General features: G+C 71.4%; 13 protein-coding genes. 2 read left to right on the forward strand and 11 right to left on the reverse strand.

Annotated elements, in window-relative coordinates:
- Positions 1-31 precede the first annotated feature (31 nt).
- Positions 32-1,081, forward strand: coding sequence for a hypothetical protein (locus tag PZ894_RS03215; RefSeq protein WP_275742414.1), 1,050 nt, complete (start codon positions 32-34; stop codon positions 1,079-1,081).
- A gap of 110 nt (positions 1,082-1,191) precedes the next feature.
- On the opposite strand, the gene PZ894_RS03220 is transcribed toward PZ894_RS03215, so the two are convergent.
- A complete protein-coding gene (locus PZ894_RS03220; RefSeq protein ID WP_275742416.1) occupies positions 1,192-2,295 on the reverse strand; it encodes a nitronate monooxygenase family protein in 1,104 nt (367 codons plus the stop codon).
- 17 nt (positions 2,296-2,312) lie between these two features.
- A complete protein-coding gene (locus PZ894_RS03225; protein WP_275742418.1) occupies positions 2,313-3,974 on the reverse strand; it encodes an acyl-CoA synthetase in 1,662 nt (553 codons plus the stop codon).
- A 45-nt stretch (positions 3,975-4,019) separates the two neighbouring features.
- On the opposite strand from PZ894_RS03225, the gene PZ894_RS03230 reads away from it, so the two are divergent.
- The gene (locus PZ894_RS03230) at positions 4,020-4,835 is read left to right on the forward strand and encodes a crotonase/enoyl-CoA hydratase family protein (RefSeq protein ID WP_275742420.1); all 816 of its coding nucleotides are present in this window, start codon (positions 4,020-4,022) and stop codon (positions 4,833-4,835) included.
- Positions 4,836-4,945: 110 nt separating this feature from the next.
- On the opposite strand, the gene PZ894_RS03235 is transcribed toward PZ894_RS03230, so the two are convergent.
- From PZ894_RS03235 to PZ894_RS03275, 9 genes are all read right to left on the reverse strand, one after another.
- Positions 4,946-7,234 (reverse strand): glycoside hydrolase family 3 N-terminal domain-containing protein, encoded by a 2,289-nt coding sequence (locus PZ894_RS03235; RefSeq protein ID WP_275742422.1) that lies wholly within the window; start codon positions 7,232-7,234, stop codon positions 4,946-4,948.
- Positions 7,231-8,274, reverse strand: coding sequence for a LacI family DNA-binding transcriptional regulator (locus PZ894_RS03240; RefSeq protein WP_275742424.1), 1,044 nt, complete (start codon positions 8,272-8,274; stop codon positions 7,231-7,233). Before PZ894_RS03240 ends, PZ894_RS03235 begins: the two co-directional genes overlap by 4 nt.
- A gap of 13 nt (positions 8,275-8,287) precedes the next feature.
- Positions 8,288-9,139 (reverse strand): carbohydrate ABC transporter permease, encoded by an 852-nt coding sequence (locus PZ894_RS03245; RefSeq protein ID WP_275742426.1) that lies wholly within the window; start codon positions 9,137-9,139, stop codon positions 8,288-8,290.
- Between the two features lie 7 nt (positions 9,140-9,146).
- Entirely contained in the window at positions 9,147-10,130 is a 984-nt protein-coding gene (locus PZ894_RS03250; RefSeq protein ID WP_275742428.1) for a sugar ABC transporter permease, read from the reverse strand.
- A gap of 7 nt (positions 10,131-10,137) precedes the next feature.
- Complete coding sequence (locus PZ894_RS03255) at positions 10,138-11,430, reverse strand: extracellular solute-binding protein (RefSeq protein ID WP_275742430.1); 1,293 nt, start codon at positions 11,428-11,430, stop codon at positions 10,138-10,140.
- Between the two features lie 172 nt (positions 11,431-11,602).
- Complete coding sequence (locus PZ894_RS03260) at positions 11,603-12,160, reverse strand: cytochrome b/b6 domain-containing protein (RefSeq protein WP_275742432.1); 558 nt, start codon at positions 12,158-12,160, stop codon at positions 11,603-11,605.
- 45 nt (positions 12,161-12,205) lie between these two features.
- Positions 12,206-13,807, reverse strand: a complete 1,602-nt coding sequence (gene fadD8, locus PZ894_RS03265) for a fatty-acid--CoA ligase FadD8 (protein WP_275742434.1) — start codon at positions 13,805-13,807, stop codon at positions 12,206-12,208.
- 46 nt (positions 13,808-13,853) lie between these two features.
- The gene (locus PZ894_RS03270; RefSeq protein WP_275742436.1) at positions 13,854-14,513 is read right to left on the reverse strand and encodes a sortase; all 660 of its coding nucleotides are present in this window, start codon (positions 14,511-14,513) and stop codon (positions 13,854-13,856) included.
- 24 nt (positions 14,514-14,537) lie between these two features.
- Positions 14,538-15,596 carry an LLM class F420-dependent oxidoreductase gene (locus tag PZ894_RS03275; RefSeq protein WP_275742437.1) on the reverse strand — a complete coding sequence of 353 codons (1,059 nt, stop codon included), beginning with the start codon at positions 15,594-15,596 and terminating at the stop codon, positions 14,538-14,540.
- Between the last annotated feature and the right edge of the window lie 46 nt (positions 15,597-15,642).

A 15,642-nucleotide genomic window follows, 5' to 3' on the forward strand; every position in this document is an offset into this window, starting at 1 on the left:
GAGAACACGTTCTATTTGGGAGGGTGGCGCGGTGCGCGTCATCCAGTGGGCCACCGGCAGCGTGGGCAAGGCCGCGATCGAGGGCATCCTGCTCCACCCCGAGCTCGAGCTCGTCGGGTGCTGGGTCCACTCCGACTCCAAGGACGGCGTGGACGTCGGCGACATCCTCGGCATCGACCCGCTCGGCGTGCGGGCGACGTCGAGCATCGACGACGTGCTCGCGCTGGACGCCGACGCGGTCGTCTACGCGCCGCTGATCCCCGACCGTGGCCAGGTCGCCGCGCTCCTGCGGTCCGGCAAGAACGTCGTCACCCCCGTCGGCTGGTTCTACCCGACCGAGAAGGACGGCGCGCCGCTCGCCGCCGCCTGCGCCGAGGGCGGGACCACCCTGCACGGCACCGGCATCAACCCCGGCGGCATCACCGAGCTGCACCCGCTGATGTTCTCGGCGCTGTCGTCGGCGGTGACGTTCGTGCGCGGCGAGGAGTTCAGCGACATCCGCACCTACGACGCCCCCGACGTCGTGCGCCACATCATGATGTTCGGCGGGCGGCCCGACGAGGCGATGGGCGGCCCCATGCTCGGCCTGCTGTCGGGCGGCTTCATCCAGTCGGTGCGCATGTGCCTCGACGTCCTCGGCTTCTCGCCCGACGCCGACATCCGCACCTCTCAGGAGGTGGCGGTCGCGACCGCGCCGATCTCCACCCCCATCGGGGTGATCGAGCCCGGGCTGGTCGCCGGACAGCGGTTCGTCTGGGAGGCGTACGTCGGGGACGCCTGCGTCGTCCGCATCGCGGTCAACTGGCTGATGGGCGAGGAGCACCTCTCCCCCGCGTGGACCTTCGGCGCCGAGGGCGAGAGGTTCGAGGTCGAGGTGCAGGGCGATCCGCCGGCGTACGTCACCATCAAGGGCTGGCAGCCCGACACGGTCGAGGCGGGGCTGGCCCGCAACCCGGGCGTCGTGGCCACCGCCCTGCACTGCGTCAACTCGATCCCCTACGTCGTCGCCGCCGCGCCGGGCATCAGGACCTACCTCGACCTGCCGCTCGTCGCCGGCCGCGCGCACCCGGACCTGCGCTGACGTCGGCCGACAGCTGTAACGGGGTGTTGGTGCGTCTTTCACCCCGTTGTGACGGGTCAGCAGATGCCACGACACCCCGTTACACCCGGCGGCGCTGACGCGCTGGGCACCTACTTCCGGATCGACTCCAGCCGCGCGACGGCCTCCTCGAACTCCGCGACCAGGTCGGCCATCACGTCGGCGACCGGGCGCACCTCGTGCATCCGGCCGACGATCTGCCCGATCGGCATCGAGATCACGTCGGGGTCGCCCGAGGCGTTGATCCGGTTGTGGGCGTCGGAGACGAGGAGGTTCTGCAGCGGCATCGGCAGCGGCTCGGGAGCGCCCTCCTCGGCCCACGCCTCGGTCCACTTCGTCTTGAGCAGCCGGGCCGGCTTGCCGGTGTAGATCCGGGTGCGCACGGTGTCCGACGAGGTCGCGCGCGTGAACGCCTCGGTCCAGCCGGCGTTGGACTGGAGGTTCTCGTACTCCGCGGTGCCGAGCCAGATCGACCCGGTCCACACGCCCTGCGCGCCGAGAGCGAGCGACGCGGCGATCTGCCGGCCGGAGCCGATGCCGCCCGCGCCGAGCACCGGCACGTCGGGGCCGACCGCGTCGACGATGTCGGGCTGCAGCACCATGCTGGCGATCTCGCCCGTGTGGCCGCCGGCCTCGTAGCCCTGGGCGACGATGATGTCGACGCCGTTGCGCACGTGCGAGAGCGCGTGCTTCGCGGCACCGGCCAGCGCGGCGACCTGGATGCCGTGCTCGTGGCACTTCTCGATGACGTCGACCGGCGGGGAGCCGAGCGCGTTCGCGATCAGCACCGGCCGGTGCTGCAGCGCCACGTCGAGGTGCGAGCGGGCCACCGAGTGCAGCCAGCCGAGCACTCCCTCCCGGCCCTCGCCCTCCGGGAGCGGGGGTACGCCGAGCTTCTGCAGCGTCCGGTCGACGAAGTCGAGGTGGTCCTGCGGGATCATCGCCCTCAGGTCGACCGACTTGCCCTCGGTCGGGATCTTCATCGGCATCACGATGTCGACGCCGTACGGCTTGCCGTCGGTGTTGTCGTCGAGCCAGCTCAGCGTGCGCTCGAGCTCCTCGGTGTCGTTGAAGCGCACACAGCCGAGGACGCCGAGCCCACCGGCGCGCGACACCGCGGCCGCGACGTGCTCGGACGGCGTGAAGGCGAAGATCGGATAGTCGATCCCGAACTGGTCACACAGGGGGGTACGCATGGCTCTCCCGGAAGAAGTCAGACGGACGTGGGGTCGACGGTTGCGGCCTTGGCGGCGAAGCTCGCGATCGCGAGCTCCTTCGCGGCGGGGTACTGCGCCTTGCCGGCGGCGTTGCGCGGCACTCGGTCGACGATCGTCAACGAGCGCGGCAGCTTGTAGCCGGAGAGGAACTCGCGCAAGTAGGTGCGCAGGCCCTCCAGCTCGAGCGTCGCCCCATCGCGGAGCTCGACGACCGCGGCGACCGCCTGGCCGAACTTCTCGTCCGGGACGCCGACCACGAGCACGTCGTACACCGACGGGTGCCCCTTGATCGCCATCTCGACCTCTTCGGGGTAGACCTTCTCGCCGCCGGTGTTGACGCAGTTGGAGCCGCGGCCGAGCAGGGTCAGCCGGTTGCCCTCCTCGATGCGCGCGAAGTCGCCGGGCACCGAGTAGCGCTCGCCTTCGATCTCCAGGAAGGTCGCCGCCGACTTGGCCGGGTCCTTGTAGTAGCCGACCGGCACCGAGCCGCCGCGGCCGATCCGGCCGACCTTGCCGATGTCGGTGGCCGGGTCGAGGATCCTGTCGTCCTCGTCGATGACGACGGTCGCCGGGCCGATGCCGACGACGGGGCCGTCGGTGGAGATGTTGTTGGGGTCGCCCATGCCCATGCCGGAGAAGCCGGTCTCGGTCGCGCCGACGGAGTCGGTGAAGATCGAGTTCGGGAACGCCGCCATCCAGCGCGTCTTCACCGGCGGGCTGAAGATCGCCGCGCTGCTCGAGATGGCGACCAGGTTGGAGCAGTCGTACGGCGTACCCCTGGCGGCCTTCGCCTCGAAGGCCTCGATCAGCGGACGGGCCATGGCGTCGCCCGTCATGAAGATGAGCTGGACCTTCTCCTTCTCGATCAGCTCCCAGGTGCGCACCGGGTCGAACTTCGGCTCGAGCACCGTGAGGTGGCCGGCGAAGAGGTGCATGAGCAGGCCCGACTGGGCGCCGCCGTGCATTAGCGGGCTCAGCGGGAACGTCACCATCCGGGGGTCGGTCGCCTGGCGGGACTGGGCGTACTCGTCCTGCGGCTCCCCGGTGTAGAAGTCGATGCCGCCGCCGAGCACCCGCCACCAGTCCTCCTGGCGCCACATGACGCCCTTGGGGAACCCGGTGGTGCCGCCGGTGTAGATGATGTGGATGTCGTCGGGGCTCCGCTCGGCGAAGTCGCGCTCCGCGCTCTGGCCGGCGACCGCGTCGGCGTAGTGCACGCCGCCGTACGACGAGAAGTCCGACCGGTCCGCCGGGTCGAGCGCGTCGTCGACGACGACCGCGGTCTTCAGCTTCTCGTGCTTGTCCCAGATGGCCGCGACGAGCGGGGCATAGGAGCGCTCGTGGATCACCGCGACCACGTCGGCGTTGTCGAAGAGGTAGTTGAGCTCGCCCTCGACGTAGCGGTAGTTGACGTTGATCATCACGGCGCGGATCTTCACCACTGCGAGCATCGCGACGACGTGCTCGATGCTGTTCTTGGCGTAGATCGCGACGTGGTCGCCGGCGCCGACTCCCTGCGCCTGGAGGTAGTGCGCGAGCCGGTTCGACTCGGCCTCGAGCTCGGCGTAGGTCACGGTCCGGTCCCCGACCTTGAGCGCCAGGTTGTCGGGGGCGGCGTCGACGGCGTGTTCGAAGAGATCAGCGATGTTGAGAGCCACGACGCGAGACTAGAACACGTTCTTGTTCTTGGCTAGGCTCGCGCCATGACCAGCGCAGACGTCCCGTCGCAGCCGCCCGCAGAGCCGCACTGCCTCGTCGAGCAGGACGGGCACAAGCTCATCGTCACGATGAACCGTCCCGAGGCGCGCAACGCCCTCTCCGGCGAGATGATGGCGATCATGGAGGAGGCCTGGGACCGGGTCAACAGCGACGACTCGATCCGGGTCTGCATCCTCACCGGGGCCGGGGGCTACTTCTGCGCGGGCATGGACCTCAAGGCCGCGACGAAGCGCTCGCCGGACGAGAGCTTCAAGTCCGGCTTCGACCCGTCGGTGATCAGGGGCCTGCTCAAGGGCTTCCGGCTCACCAAGCCGCTCATCGCCGCCGTCGAGGGCCCCGCGATCGCCGGCGGCACCGAGATCCTCCAGGGCACCGACATCCGGATCGCCGGCGAGTCGGCTCGCTTCGGCGTCTCCGAGGCCAAGTGGAGCCTCTACCCGATGGGCGGCTCCGCCGTCCGCCTCCCCCGCCAGATCCCCTACACCGTCGCCATGGACCTGCTGCTGACCGGCCGCCACGTCAAGGCTCCGGAGGCGAAGGCGCTCGGCCTGATCGGGTACGTCGTCCCCGACGGCGAGGCGCTCGCGAAGGCGCACGAGGTCGCCGACCTGATCTGCGCCAACGGTCCCCTCGCCGTGCAGGCCATCCTCAAGACCGTCCGCGACTCCGAGGGCCGACACGAGGAGGACTGCTGGGCCGACGACGCCGAGGTCGGCATGGCCGTCTTCGCCTCCGAGGACGCCAAGGAGGGCCCTCGGGCCTTCGCCGAGAAGCGCGCGCCGCAGTTCCAGGGCCGGTGACGGCGCCGGGCGTCGTGAGCGCATGGGGCGGTGGGTCCGGCTCGGTTTCACTACCCCGAAACCGAGCCGGACCCACCGCCACCCGGCAGCGCCACGACAAGCGGCGCAGGTCAGGCCGGCTCGACCACGATCGACGGCTCGAGCACCCGGTCGGCGCCGACCTGCCGGGTCGACCCGGCCAGCTCGAGCGGCAGCACCGCGCGCAGGTCGGCGCTCGACGCGCCGACCCGCAGCTCGACCTGGCCCGGCTCGACGATCCGCACCAGGTCGCGCCCGGTGAAGGACGTCAGATCCGCGTGCAGGCCGAAGCGCACCCGTGCGCGCTCGCCCGGAGCCAGGTCGACGCGCGCCGCGCCCACCAGCTGCTGGACCGGGCGCACCACCGACGACGAACGGTCGTGGAGGTAGACCTGCACCACCTCCGACACCTCGCGGTCGGCCTCGTTCGCGAGCACGACCGAGACCTCGCAGGTGCCCTCGGTGTCCCACGACGGGTCCGCCGGCGCCGAGACCTCGCCCCACGTCGCGGCGGCGTACGAGAGCCCGTGCCCGAAGGGGAAGAGCGGGGTCGGATCGACCACGCTCACCTCGCTGTGCTGTCCGAGCACAGGAGCGAGGTACGTCGACGGCTGGGTCGAGCCGGAGCCGGGGAAGCTCACGGGGAGCCGACCCGACGGGTTGACCCGGCCCGCGAGCACGTCGGCGATCGCCTGCGCGCCCTCCTCGCCCGGGAAGAACCCGCAGACGACGCCGGCCAGGCGTGACACCTGCCGGCTCAGGTCGTAGGGGCGACCGACCAGCAGGACGGCGACGACCGGGGTGCCCGTGGCGAGCAGCGCCTCGAGCAGCTCCTCCTGCCGACCCGGCAGGTCGAGGGTCGCCACGTCGCAGCCCTCGCCCGAGGTGCCGTTGCCGAAGAGTCCCGCCTGGTCGCCGAGCACCGCCACGCAGACGTCGGCGTCGGTCGCCGCCGCGACGGCGGCGGCGATGTCGGCGTCGGTGCCGCCGAGCACGGGGCAGCCGAGCGCGTAGGACACCTCGAAGGCGTCGGCCAGGGCCTCGCGCACCGTCGGGATGGTCAGCCCGGTCTCGACGTCGTCGTAGTGCGCGAGCACGTGCATCGGGAAGGAGTAGCAGCCGAGCATCGCCTCGTCGGTGTCGGCGCGCGGCCCGACGACCGCGATCCGGCTGCCGGCCGCGAGCGGCAGCGTCCCGTCGTTGGCCATGAGCACGACCGACCGCCGCGCCAGGTCGCGGGCGAGCGCGCGCGCCTCCGGGGGGTCGAGGTCGACCTCGGCCGGCTCCGCGGGCGCCCAGCCGGGGTCGAGCAGGCCGAGCTGGCACTTCTGCACCAGCACCCGGAACACCGCCCGGTCGACGGTCTTCTCGTCGACCGCGCCGGCGGCGACGGCATCGACCAGCGGCCCGCCGTACACGTTGACCGACGGGAGCTCGACGTCGATGCCCGCCTCGAGCGCCAGCCGCGCCGCCTCGCCGTCGGTGTCGGCGACGCGGTGCAGCGTGCGCAGGAACGCGATCGAGAAGTAGTCGGACACGACCGTCCCCGAGAAGCCGAGCTCGTCGCGCAGCAGGGTGGTCAGCAGCGCCGGGTCGGCGGCGGCGGGCACGCCGTCGGTGTCGGTGTAGGAGTTCATCACCGACCGCGCGCCGGCGCGCAGCGCCATCTCGAACGGCGGCAGCATCACGTCGGCGAGCTCGCGAGGACCCATCGACACCGGTGCGTGGTTGCGCGCGGCCCGCGACGCCGAGTAGCCGACGAAGTGCTTGAGCGTGGCGACGACGCCGCCGCCCTCGAGCCCGCGCACGTACGCCGCGCCCACCAGGCCGGCGAGGAAGGGGTCCTCGCCGAGCGACTCCTCGACCCGGCCCCAGCGGTGGTCGCGCACGACGTCGAGCACCGGGGCGAGACCCTGGTGGATGCCCAGGCTGCGCATCGTCGTGGCGATCTGCGCGCCCATCCGCTCCACGAGCGCCGGGTCGAACGACGCCGCCCAGCACAGCGGCGAGGGATAGATCGTGGCGCGCCAGGCGTTCAGCCCGGTCAACGACTCCTCGTGCACCTGGGCGGGGATGCCGAAGCGGTTGGCGGCCACCACGTCGCGCTGCCGCCGAGCCAGCGCGCGCATCCCGTCGGCGGCTCCCACGGGGTCGGTCCCGAACGGGCGGGTCAGCTGGCCGAGCCCACCCGCGATCAGGTCGGACCACGCCGGCATCGGCCCCAGGCCGTCGCGCAGCATCGGCGCCATCTCGCCCACGTCGGGGTCGACGCCCCACACCGACGACAGCTGGGCGATCTTCTCCGCGACGTCCATCCGGGCCACGAGGTCGGCCACGCGCTCCTCGACCGGCACCGTGACGTCGCGCCAGGGCTCGGTCACGAGGCCGCTCCCGGCGCCGCGGTCGTACGTCGACGCACCAGCGTCGTCTCCAGGGTCACGTGGGTCTCCTCCAGGTGGTGTCCGGCGATCAGGCCGACGAGCATCGCGATCGCCTGGTGCCCGAGCTCGCGCATCGGCTGCTGGACCGTCGTCAGCGGCGGGTGCGCGAGCGCGGACTCGGGGATGTTGTCGAAGCCGACGATCGAGAGCCGGCCGGGCACGTCGATGCCGAGCTCGGTCGCGACCTCGAGCGCGGCGAGCGCCGAGACGTCGTTGGCGGCGAAGATCGCGGTCGGCGGGTCCGGCCGGCGCAGCAGCGTCCGGGCGGCGCCGCGCGCCTGGTCGGCGTCGAATGCGCCCAGCACCAGCAGCGAGTCGTCGACGGGTACGCCGGCCGCGCCGTGCGCCTCCCGGTAGCCGCGCTCGCGCAGCTGCGCGGAGACCAGGTCCGGACGTCCGGTGACCATGGCGATGCGCCGGTGGCCGAGCTCCAGCAGGTGGTCGACACCGATCCGGGCGCCCTGCAGGCTGTCGGCGGCGACCGTCGGCAGGCTCGACCGGCCGGTGTGCGGGTCGACGGCGACGACCGGTCCGTCGTACTGCACGTCGGTGACCGTCGGGGTGACCAGCACGGCGCCGTCGACGAGCGTCCCCATCACCCGGGAGAGGTAGCGCCGCTCCCAGCCGACGTGCTCGTCGACCCGACCGCCGGCGGAGTAGGCGACCAGCTCGTAGCCGGTGTCGCGGATCGCGTCCGCCGCGCCCTTGAGCACCTCGGTGCTGAACGGCTCGAAGTCGGCGACCAGCACGCCGATCACGTTGGTGCGGGTGTTGCGCAGGCTCCGCGCGACCAGGCTCGCCTCGTAGCCCAGCCGGTTGATCACCGCGCTGACGTGGTCGAAGGTCTCGCTCGACACGCCGTACCGGCCGTTGATCACCTTCGAGACGGTCGAGATGGACACGCCCGCCTCGGCGGCCACCTGCTGCATGGTCACCCGGCCGCCGGGCCGGTCGCGCTCCCGCGTCATGTCGTCGTTCATCGTCCTCGCTCCGTCATCCCTTGACCGCACCCTGCAGGCCGCTGACGATGCGGCGCTGCATCGCCAGGAAGAGCAGCAGCGCGGGGATCATGGCGAGCGTGGTGAACGCGAGCACGCCGGCCGTGTCCGACGAGTGCTCGCTCGAGTAGTCTGCGACGCCCAGCGGCAGCGTGCGCATGTCGTCCTGCAGGAGCAGCAGCGGCAGCAGGTAGGCGTTCCACGACGCGACGAACGCCAGGACCCCCACGGTCACCAGCGCCGGCGCCGACAGCGGGACGGCCAGTCGCCAGAAGATCCCGATCCGGGAGGCGCCGTCGATCAGGGCCGCCTCCTCGAGCTCGCGCGGCATCGCCATCAGGAACGGCCGCAGGATCACGACCGTCAGCGGCAGCGCGAACGCCGCCTGCGGCAGCGCCACCCCCCAGTAGGTGTTGCCCATCCCGAGGTCGCGGGTGACCAGGATGAAGAGCGGGATGATCGCGACCGCCGCGGGGAACAGCAGCCCGAGCACGAACACCATGAAGAGGGGCTCGCGGCCGCGGAACCGGTAGCGCGCCAGCGGGTACGCCGCCATCACGCCGAAGAGCACCGCCACGACCGTCGTGACGACCGCGACGATCGTCGAGTTCAGGGCGTACTGCCAGAACTCGGCGTTGGTGAGCACGTGCTGGTAGTTGGACCAGACCCACGGGTCCGGCAGCCCGGACGGGTCGCTCGCGAGCTGCTCGTTGCTGCGGAACCCGCCCAGCGCGCCGTACACCACCGGCCCGAGGGTCACGATCACGGCCATCAGGGCCAGCAGGTAGACCAGCGGTCCCCCCGACCCGAACGGCTTCGCGCGCTCGCGCGTGCGTCCGGAGCTCATCGACTCCTCACCTCTCCACCGCAGTGTCACGCCGTAGCACGAAGACCTGGTAGGCCAGCGCCATCACGAACCCGACCACGAACAGGATGACCGAGGCCGCGCCCGCGATCCCGTAGTTGTGGCGCTGCGTGCCCTGGCTGACCAGGTACGTGGCCATCGTCGTGGTCGCGTTGGCCGGCCCGCCGCCGGTCAGGATCCAGACCATGTCGAAGAGCTGCAGCGAGCCGATCATCGACAGGAAGCACCAGGTGCGGATCGTCGGCGCCAGCAGCGGGATCGCGATGCGGCGCTGCACCTGCCACCAGCCGGCGCCGTCGAGCTGCGCCGCCTCGTAGAGCTCGTCGGGCACGCCCTGGAGTCCGGCCAGGAACAGCAGGATCGCCAGGCCGAGGTACTTCCAGGTCAGCACGACGAAGACCGTCCACAGCGCGAGGTCCGGGGTGCCGAGGAAGCCCTGGTCGGGCGGCGTCAGGCCGACCGCGCGAACGAGCCCGTCGACGACGCCGGACTCCGGCTGGAGCAGCTGGTACCAGACGACGCCCGCGATCACCTCGGCGAGCACGTAGGGCACGAACACGATCGTCCGGAGCAGGCCCCGGGCACGGATCCTCCGGTTCAGGAGCAGCGCGACCCCGAGACCCAGCGGGAGCTGGACGACGATCGACAGGACGACGATGGTGAAGTTGTGCGCGACGGCGTCGCGGAAGACCTCGTCGTGGAGCACCAGGTCGTAGTTGGACCAGCCCACGAAGTCGTCCATCGGGCCGAAGCCCTTCCAGCGGAAGAACGACATCCGCACGGCCGAGACGACCGGCCAGACGACGAACACCGCCATCAGCGCCAGCGCGGGGGTCACGAAGAACGCGATCTCGAGCCGCTGGCGCCAGCCGGAGCCCACGGGCCGGGGAGCCACCCGGCGCGGTTCCTCGCGCCGGGTGGCCTCCTGGGGGTCGACGGGCACCGCGTCGGTCGCGGCGCCCCGGTCCGTCACGCTCAGCTCACTGCTCCATGTCCGCTGCCGCCTGGGTCGCGTCGACGACGTCCTGCGGCGACGCCTCCCCCGCGAAGAGCAGCGCGATCTCGTCGTTCATGGCGCCGCCCACGGAGGTGCCGAAGGCGGTGTCGAAGTAGAGCTGCACGAACGGCGCCGCGTCGCGCACCTCGAGCAGCCCGGCCAGGGCCGGGTCCTTGACCGCGTCTCCCGCGGCCGGGTTGGTCGGCAGGCCCATGTCGTTCTCGGCGAAGCCGGTCTGCACCTCGTCGGAGAGCAGGTACCGCGCGAACTCGACCGCCTCGTCCGGAGCCTCCTCGGCGACCGCCCAGGCGTCGCCGCCGCCCAGCGCGTCGGCCGGGTCGCCCTGGCCGCCCTCGACCGTCGGGAACGGGAACCACCCGGTCCGGTCGCCGAGTCCCTTGCCGTCCTCGGTGATGCCCTGCATCACGCCGGGCTCCCAGTGGCCCGCGAGCTCCATGGCGACCTTGCCCGTGGCGAGCAGGCCCGACGCGGAGGTCGCACCCTCCTGTGCCTTGGTGGTCAGGAATCCCTTGTTGAAGGGCTCGGCCGCGAGCAGCTGCTCGACGATCTCGCCGGCCTTGACGAAGCACGCGTCGGAGAAGTCGAGGCTGGTGACCGCGTCCTTGAGCACGTCGGAGGGGCAGGCGCGAAGGGCGCCGTAGTACCAGTAGTGCGCCGCGGGCCACTTGTCGCCGGCACCGACCGAGATCGGCGTGATGCCCGCGTCCTGAAGCTTGCCGACGTCGGCGATGAGGTCGTCCATGGTGGCCGGGGGCTCGGTGATGCCGGCCTGCTCGAACAGCTCGGTGTTGTACCAGAAGCCCACCACGCCGATGGAGTACGGCAGGCCGTAGGTCCGGCCGTCGATCTGCCAGCCGCCGGCGGAGCCGCCGATCTTCTCGATCTCCTCCGCGGCCGAGTCCGAGATGTCCTTGACCATGCCGGCCTCGACGTGGTCGGCGAGCTCGCCCCCGCCGCGCTCCATGTAGACGTCCGGGATGTCGCCCGCCTGGAACGCCGCGTCCAGCTTGTCGACCATGTCCTCGTGGGCCATGGCGCTGATCTCGATCTTCACACCGGGGTGGTCGGCCTCGAAGTCCTTCGCGACCTGCTCGTAGTAGCCCATGCCCGGTTCGTTGTTCGAGTTGTGCCACCAGGTGATCGTGGTGGCGTCGCCGCTCTCCGACGAGTCGTCGTCGGAGCCGCAGGCCGTCGCGACCAGCATCGCGCCGGCACAGAGCGCGGCCAGCGCCGCGCCACGAGTCTTCGACCTCATTCGTAACCCTTCCGCTCAGGCGCACACCGGTGCGGCGCACGTCACACGATGCCGGAAAGGTGTCACCCGGCCCCGGGCGTGTCAATCGTTGTCGATAACGATTTCCACCAGACGGCCATTTTCGAAACCCGACCGGTGGGAGCGCACCCACCGGTCGCGGGGCTCGACGCGGTCAGAGCATCCGCGGCAGCAGTCGTCTGCCGAGCACCATCGCGAGGTGCGCGGCCAGCGCCACGAAGAAGGCGACGTGCGCGGCGACGTGCAGGGGCAGCAGGTCGTCCTCCCCCACGACCAGCGCGAGGCCGGTCAGCGGTACGACGAAGAGCAGGGTCAGCAGCGCGACCTCGGTGGCGTGCACGACGCGCTGGTTCGCGGGCGTCAGCCGGTCGTCCCACGGCGGCAGCGGTGTCGTGGCGCGCCACACCACGCGGGTGACGGCCAGCGCCAGGATCGTCAGGCCGAGCACCACGTGCAGGTCGAGCAGGTCGAAGCCGCCGTCGAGGACTCCGAGGCCCTCGTCCTCGTCGTCGCCGCCACGTCCCCGCCCGCGACCGCGGCCACTGCCGTCGTCGTCTCCCCCGCGACCGCGCCCCCGGCCGCGCCCGTGGCCACCGTCGTCGGCCTCCATCGTGTAGCCGATGACGAACTGGGTCGCCACGGCGAGCACGGTCACCCAGTGCAGCGCCTTGGTGACGGCGCCGTAGCCGTGCGCACCGTTGCGGAGGGGCATGTGCCACGTCGTACCCGCAACGACGTGCCGGAACTCCCGGCGGCGTCAGCCGACGGCGCGGTCGCCGGTCCAGAACTGCGCGCGCAGCGCCTTCTTGTCGGGCTTGCCGAGGCCGGTGAGCGGCAGGGTGTCGGCGACGATGACCTGCTTGGGCGACTGCACGGAGCCCTTGCGGTCCTTGACCATCTGCTGGATCTCGGTGGTCATGGCCGCGACCGACTCGTCGTCGCGCGGAGCGTCGGAGCGCAGGACGACGATCGCGGTGACCGCCTCGCCGAACTTCTCGTGCGGGGTGCCGATGACGCCCACCTGGGCGACCGCAGGGTGCTCGGCGACGACGTCCTCGACCTCGCGCGGGAAGACGTTGAAGCCGCCGGTGACGATCATGTCCTTGGTGCGGTCGACGATGTACCAGAAGCCGTCCTCGTCCTCGCGCGCGACGTCGCCGGTGTGCATCCAGCCGTCTCGGAAGGTCTGGGCGGTCTCGTCGGGCAGGTTCCAGTAGCCGCCGGCCAGCAGCGGGCCGGCCACGCAGATCTCCCCCGGCTCGCCGACCGGCACCGGCTTGCCGTCCTCGCCGAGCAGCGCCGTGCGGATGAAGGCGGACGGGCGACCGCACGAGGCGAGTCGGCGCTCGTCGCCGACGTGGTCCTCCTTGGCGAAGTAGGTGATCGCCATCGGCGCCTCGGACTGGCCGTAGTACTGGGCGAAGATCGGCCCGAAGCGGTCGATCGCCTCCTTGAGCCGCACCGGGTTGATGGCGGACGCGCCGTAGTAGACGGTCTCGAGCGACGACAGGTCGCGGGTCCGGCTGTCCGGGTGGTCCATGAGCGCGTAGAGCATCGACGGCACCAGCATGGTGGCGGTGATCCGCTGCTCCTCGATCGTCCGCAGCACCTCGGCCGGGTCGAACTTGCCGAGCACGTACAGGCATCCGCCCTTGAGCACCGTCGGCACGAAGAACGCCGCGCCCGCGTGGGAGAGCGGGGTGCACATGAGGAAGCGCGGCGACTCCGGCCACTCCCACTCGGCCATCTGGATCTGGGTCATCGTGTTCATCTGCCGCGAGAGGCCGATGACGCCCTTCGGCCTGCCGGTGGTGCCCCCGGTGTAGGTGATCGAGACGACGTGGTCGGGGTCGAGCGTCTCGGCCACGAGCGGGAGGGGGTCGAACGACGCGGCCGCGGCGACCAGGTCGTGACCCACGTGCGAGAGCTCCTCGGGCACCGGCCCGAGCGTCAGCACCTTCTCCAGCTTGGGACAGCGCTCGAGCAGCCCGAGCGCGCGCTCGACGAACATCGGCACCGGGTCGATGGTCAGCGAGGTGATCTCCGCGTCGTTGATGACGTACGCGTGGTCCTCCAGCGAGCCCAGCGGGTGCAGCGAGCTGCGACGGTGGCCCTGCGTCTGGCCGGCGCCGAGGACGAAGAGCACCTCGGGCCGGTTGAGGGCGAGCAGAGCGCCGGCGGTGCCGCGGCCGGCGCCGAGCGCCTCGAACGCCTGGACGTACTGGCTCATCCGCTCGCCGGCCTCGCGGCCGGTGATCGTCGCGTCGCCGAGGTGCATGACCGGCTTGTCGCGGTGCCGCTTGAGCGCCGACACCATGAGGTGGCCGTTGTGGGTCCCGACTCGCATGTCTGCCGTCATGGGACCCGAGACTAGAACGTGTTCTATGACGGGGCAATCCTCGCTCTCAGCCGCCGTGCCGCGGCGGCCGGTCGGTCCGCTTGACCAGGATGCCGATCTTGTCGATCCGGTGCTCGGGATTGCCGAACCGATCGGTCCAGAAGTTGCCGCGCGCGTGGTCCTCGGGCGTCGCGCAGGTGGTCACCGTGACGAATCCGCGGGTCGGCTCCTTCCACGGCTTGCCCGGCACTGCCGCGCGCTGCTTGCGCAGGGACTCGGCGGACCTGAAGGAGACCCACCGCGTCTTGATGATCCGGTAGACGTAGCGCCAACGCCCGCTGTCGACGAAGACCTTGTCGTGCCGGTCCAGCGACGGCGTACGCCGGAAGATCCCGCCGTGCGACGTACGGTGCGCGGCCACCTGGTAGTTGCCGATGCCGCCGGGGCCGGTGCCGCCGTGGGGCCCGTGCGAGCTCGCCGCGATGCCGCGGTTCTGGATCCGCGTGCCCGGCGCGTCGTCGGTCTTGCCCCGGTAGGCGACCACCTTGAGGCGGTGGATCCCGATCGACGGGATGCTCAGCCGGGCGTTGCGCGGCTCGCCGTCGCTGTAGTGGACGTGGGAGTGGGAGGGGCCGGCCGCCGCGGCGCCGCCGGCGGGAGCGCCGGCCAGGACGACCGCCGCGACCAGCACGACGGCCGCGGGGCCCGAGATGCGCGTGAGATGCATGCGTGGCCTATACCCACGCAGGCGTCACGCCAACAGCTCGGCGATCGAGCGGACCTCGTCGGCCGAGCGGCAGCTGAGCAACAGCGTCGTCACCCCGGTCTCCTCCCACTGGGCGACCCGCTCCTTCACCTCGCCGGCGGTGCCGACGATGTGCATGTCGTCGACCAGCTCGTCGGGGATGAGCGCGGTGGCGCGGTCCTTCTCGCCACCGAGGTAGAGCTTCTGCACCTCGGCCGCGAGGTCCTCGTAGCCCATCCGCACGAAGACCTGGTTGTGGAAGTTCGCCTCCTTGGCGCCCATCCCGCCCATGTAGAGCGAGACGAAGGGCCGCATCGCGTCGAGCACGGCGGCCTTCTCCTCGGCGCTGTCCACGACCTGGAGGTGGCAGGTGGCGGCGATCTCGAAGTCGGAGCCGTCCGTCCAGGGTGCGGAGTGCCGGGCGCCGGGTCTCGCGAAGCCCTCGTCGAGCCACGGCCGGTACATGCCGGCCGACTTCGGCGTGTAGAAGATCGGGATCCAGCCGTCGGCGATCTCGGCGGTCTGGGCGACGTTCTTCGGGCCCTCCGCGCCGAGCCAGATCGGGACGTCGGAGCGGAGCGGGTGCACGATCGGCTTGAGCGGCTTGCCGAGACCGACGGAATTGTCGCCGCGGAACGGCAGCGGGTAGTGCGGGCCGTCGTTGGTGACCGGAGCCTCGCGGGCGAGCACCTTGCGGATGATGTCGACGACCTCGCGGGTGCGCGCCAGCGGCTTGCCGAAGGGCTGGCCGTACCAGCCCTCCACGACCTGCGGGCCACTCACGCCCATCCCGAGGATCACGCGGCCGCCCGACAGGTGGTCGAGCGTCATCACGTGCATCGCGATCGACGTCGGCGCCCGCCCCGACATCTGCACGATCGACGTGCCGAGCCCGATCCGGGACGTCTCGCGGCCCCACCAGGCCAGCGGCGTGAACGCGTCGCTCCCCCACGCCTCGGCGGCGAAGACGGCGTCGAAGCCCGCCTCCTCCGCCGCGGAGACGAGCTCCGCGACGCCCTGTGGGGGCTGCGCGCCCCAGTAGCCGAGCTGGAGTCCGAGCTTCATGTTCCACATCCTTCCAGAGGCCACATGCCGGTCACTGACCTTGTCG

The sequence above is a fragment of the Nocardioides sp. YIM 152315 genome (assembly GCF_029210375.1).
Classification (GTDB): Bacteria; Actinomycetota; Actinomycetes; order Propionibacteriales; family Nocardioidaceae; genus Nocardioides.

Bases quoted from the DNA above. Each gene is read 5' to 3' on its own strand.
- PZ894_RS03220 (WP_275742416.1), bottom strand. From the start codon at position 2,295: ATGCGTACCCCCCTGTGTGACCAGTTCGGGATCGACTATCCGATCTTC.
- PZ894_RS03230 (WP_275742420.1), top strand. From the start codon at position 4,020: ATGACCAGCGCAGACGTCCCGTCGCAGCCGCCCGCAGAGCCGCACTGC.
- PZ894_RS03240 (WP_275742424.1), bottom strand. From the start codon at position 8,274: ATGAACGACGACATGACGCGGGAGCGCGACCGGCCCGGCGGCCGGGTG.
- PZ894_RS03245 (WP_275742426.1), bottom strand. From the start codon at position 9,139: ATGAGCTCCGGACGCACGCGCGAGCGCGCGAAGCCGTTCGGGTCGGGG.
- PZ894_RS03255 (WP_275742430.1), bottom strand. From the start codon at position 11,430: ATGAGGTCGAAGACTCGTGGCGCGGCGCTGGCCGCGCTCTGTGCCGGC.
- PZ894_RS03260 (WP_275742432.1), bottom strand. From the start codon at position 12,160: ATGCCCCTCCGCAACGGTGCGCACGGCTACGGCGCCGTCACCAAGGCG.
- fadD8 (WP_275742434.1), bottom strand. From the start codon at position 13,807: ATGACGGCAGACATGCGAGTCGGGACCCACAACGGCCACCTCATGGTG.
- PZ894_RS03270 (WP_275742436.1), bottom strand. From the start codon at position 14,513: ATGCATCTCACGCGCATCTCGGGCCCCGCGGCCGTCGTGCTGGTCGCG.
- PZ894_RS03275 (WP_275742437.1), bottom strand. From the start codon at position 15,596: ATGAAGCTCGGACTCCAGCTCGGCTACTGGGGCGCGCAGCCCCCACAG.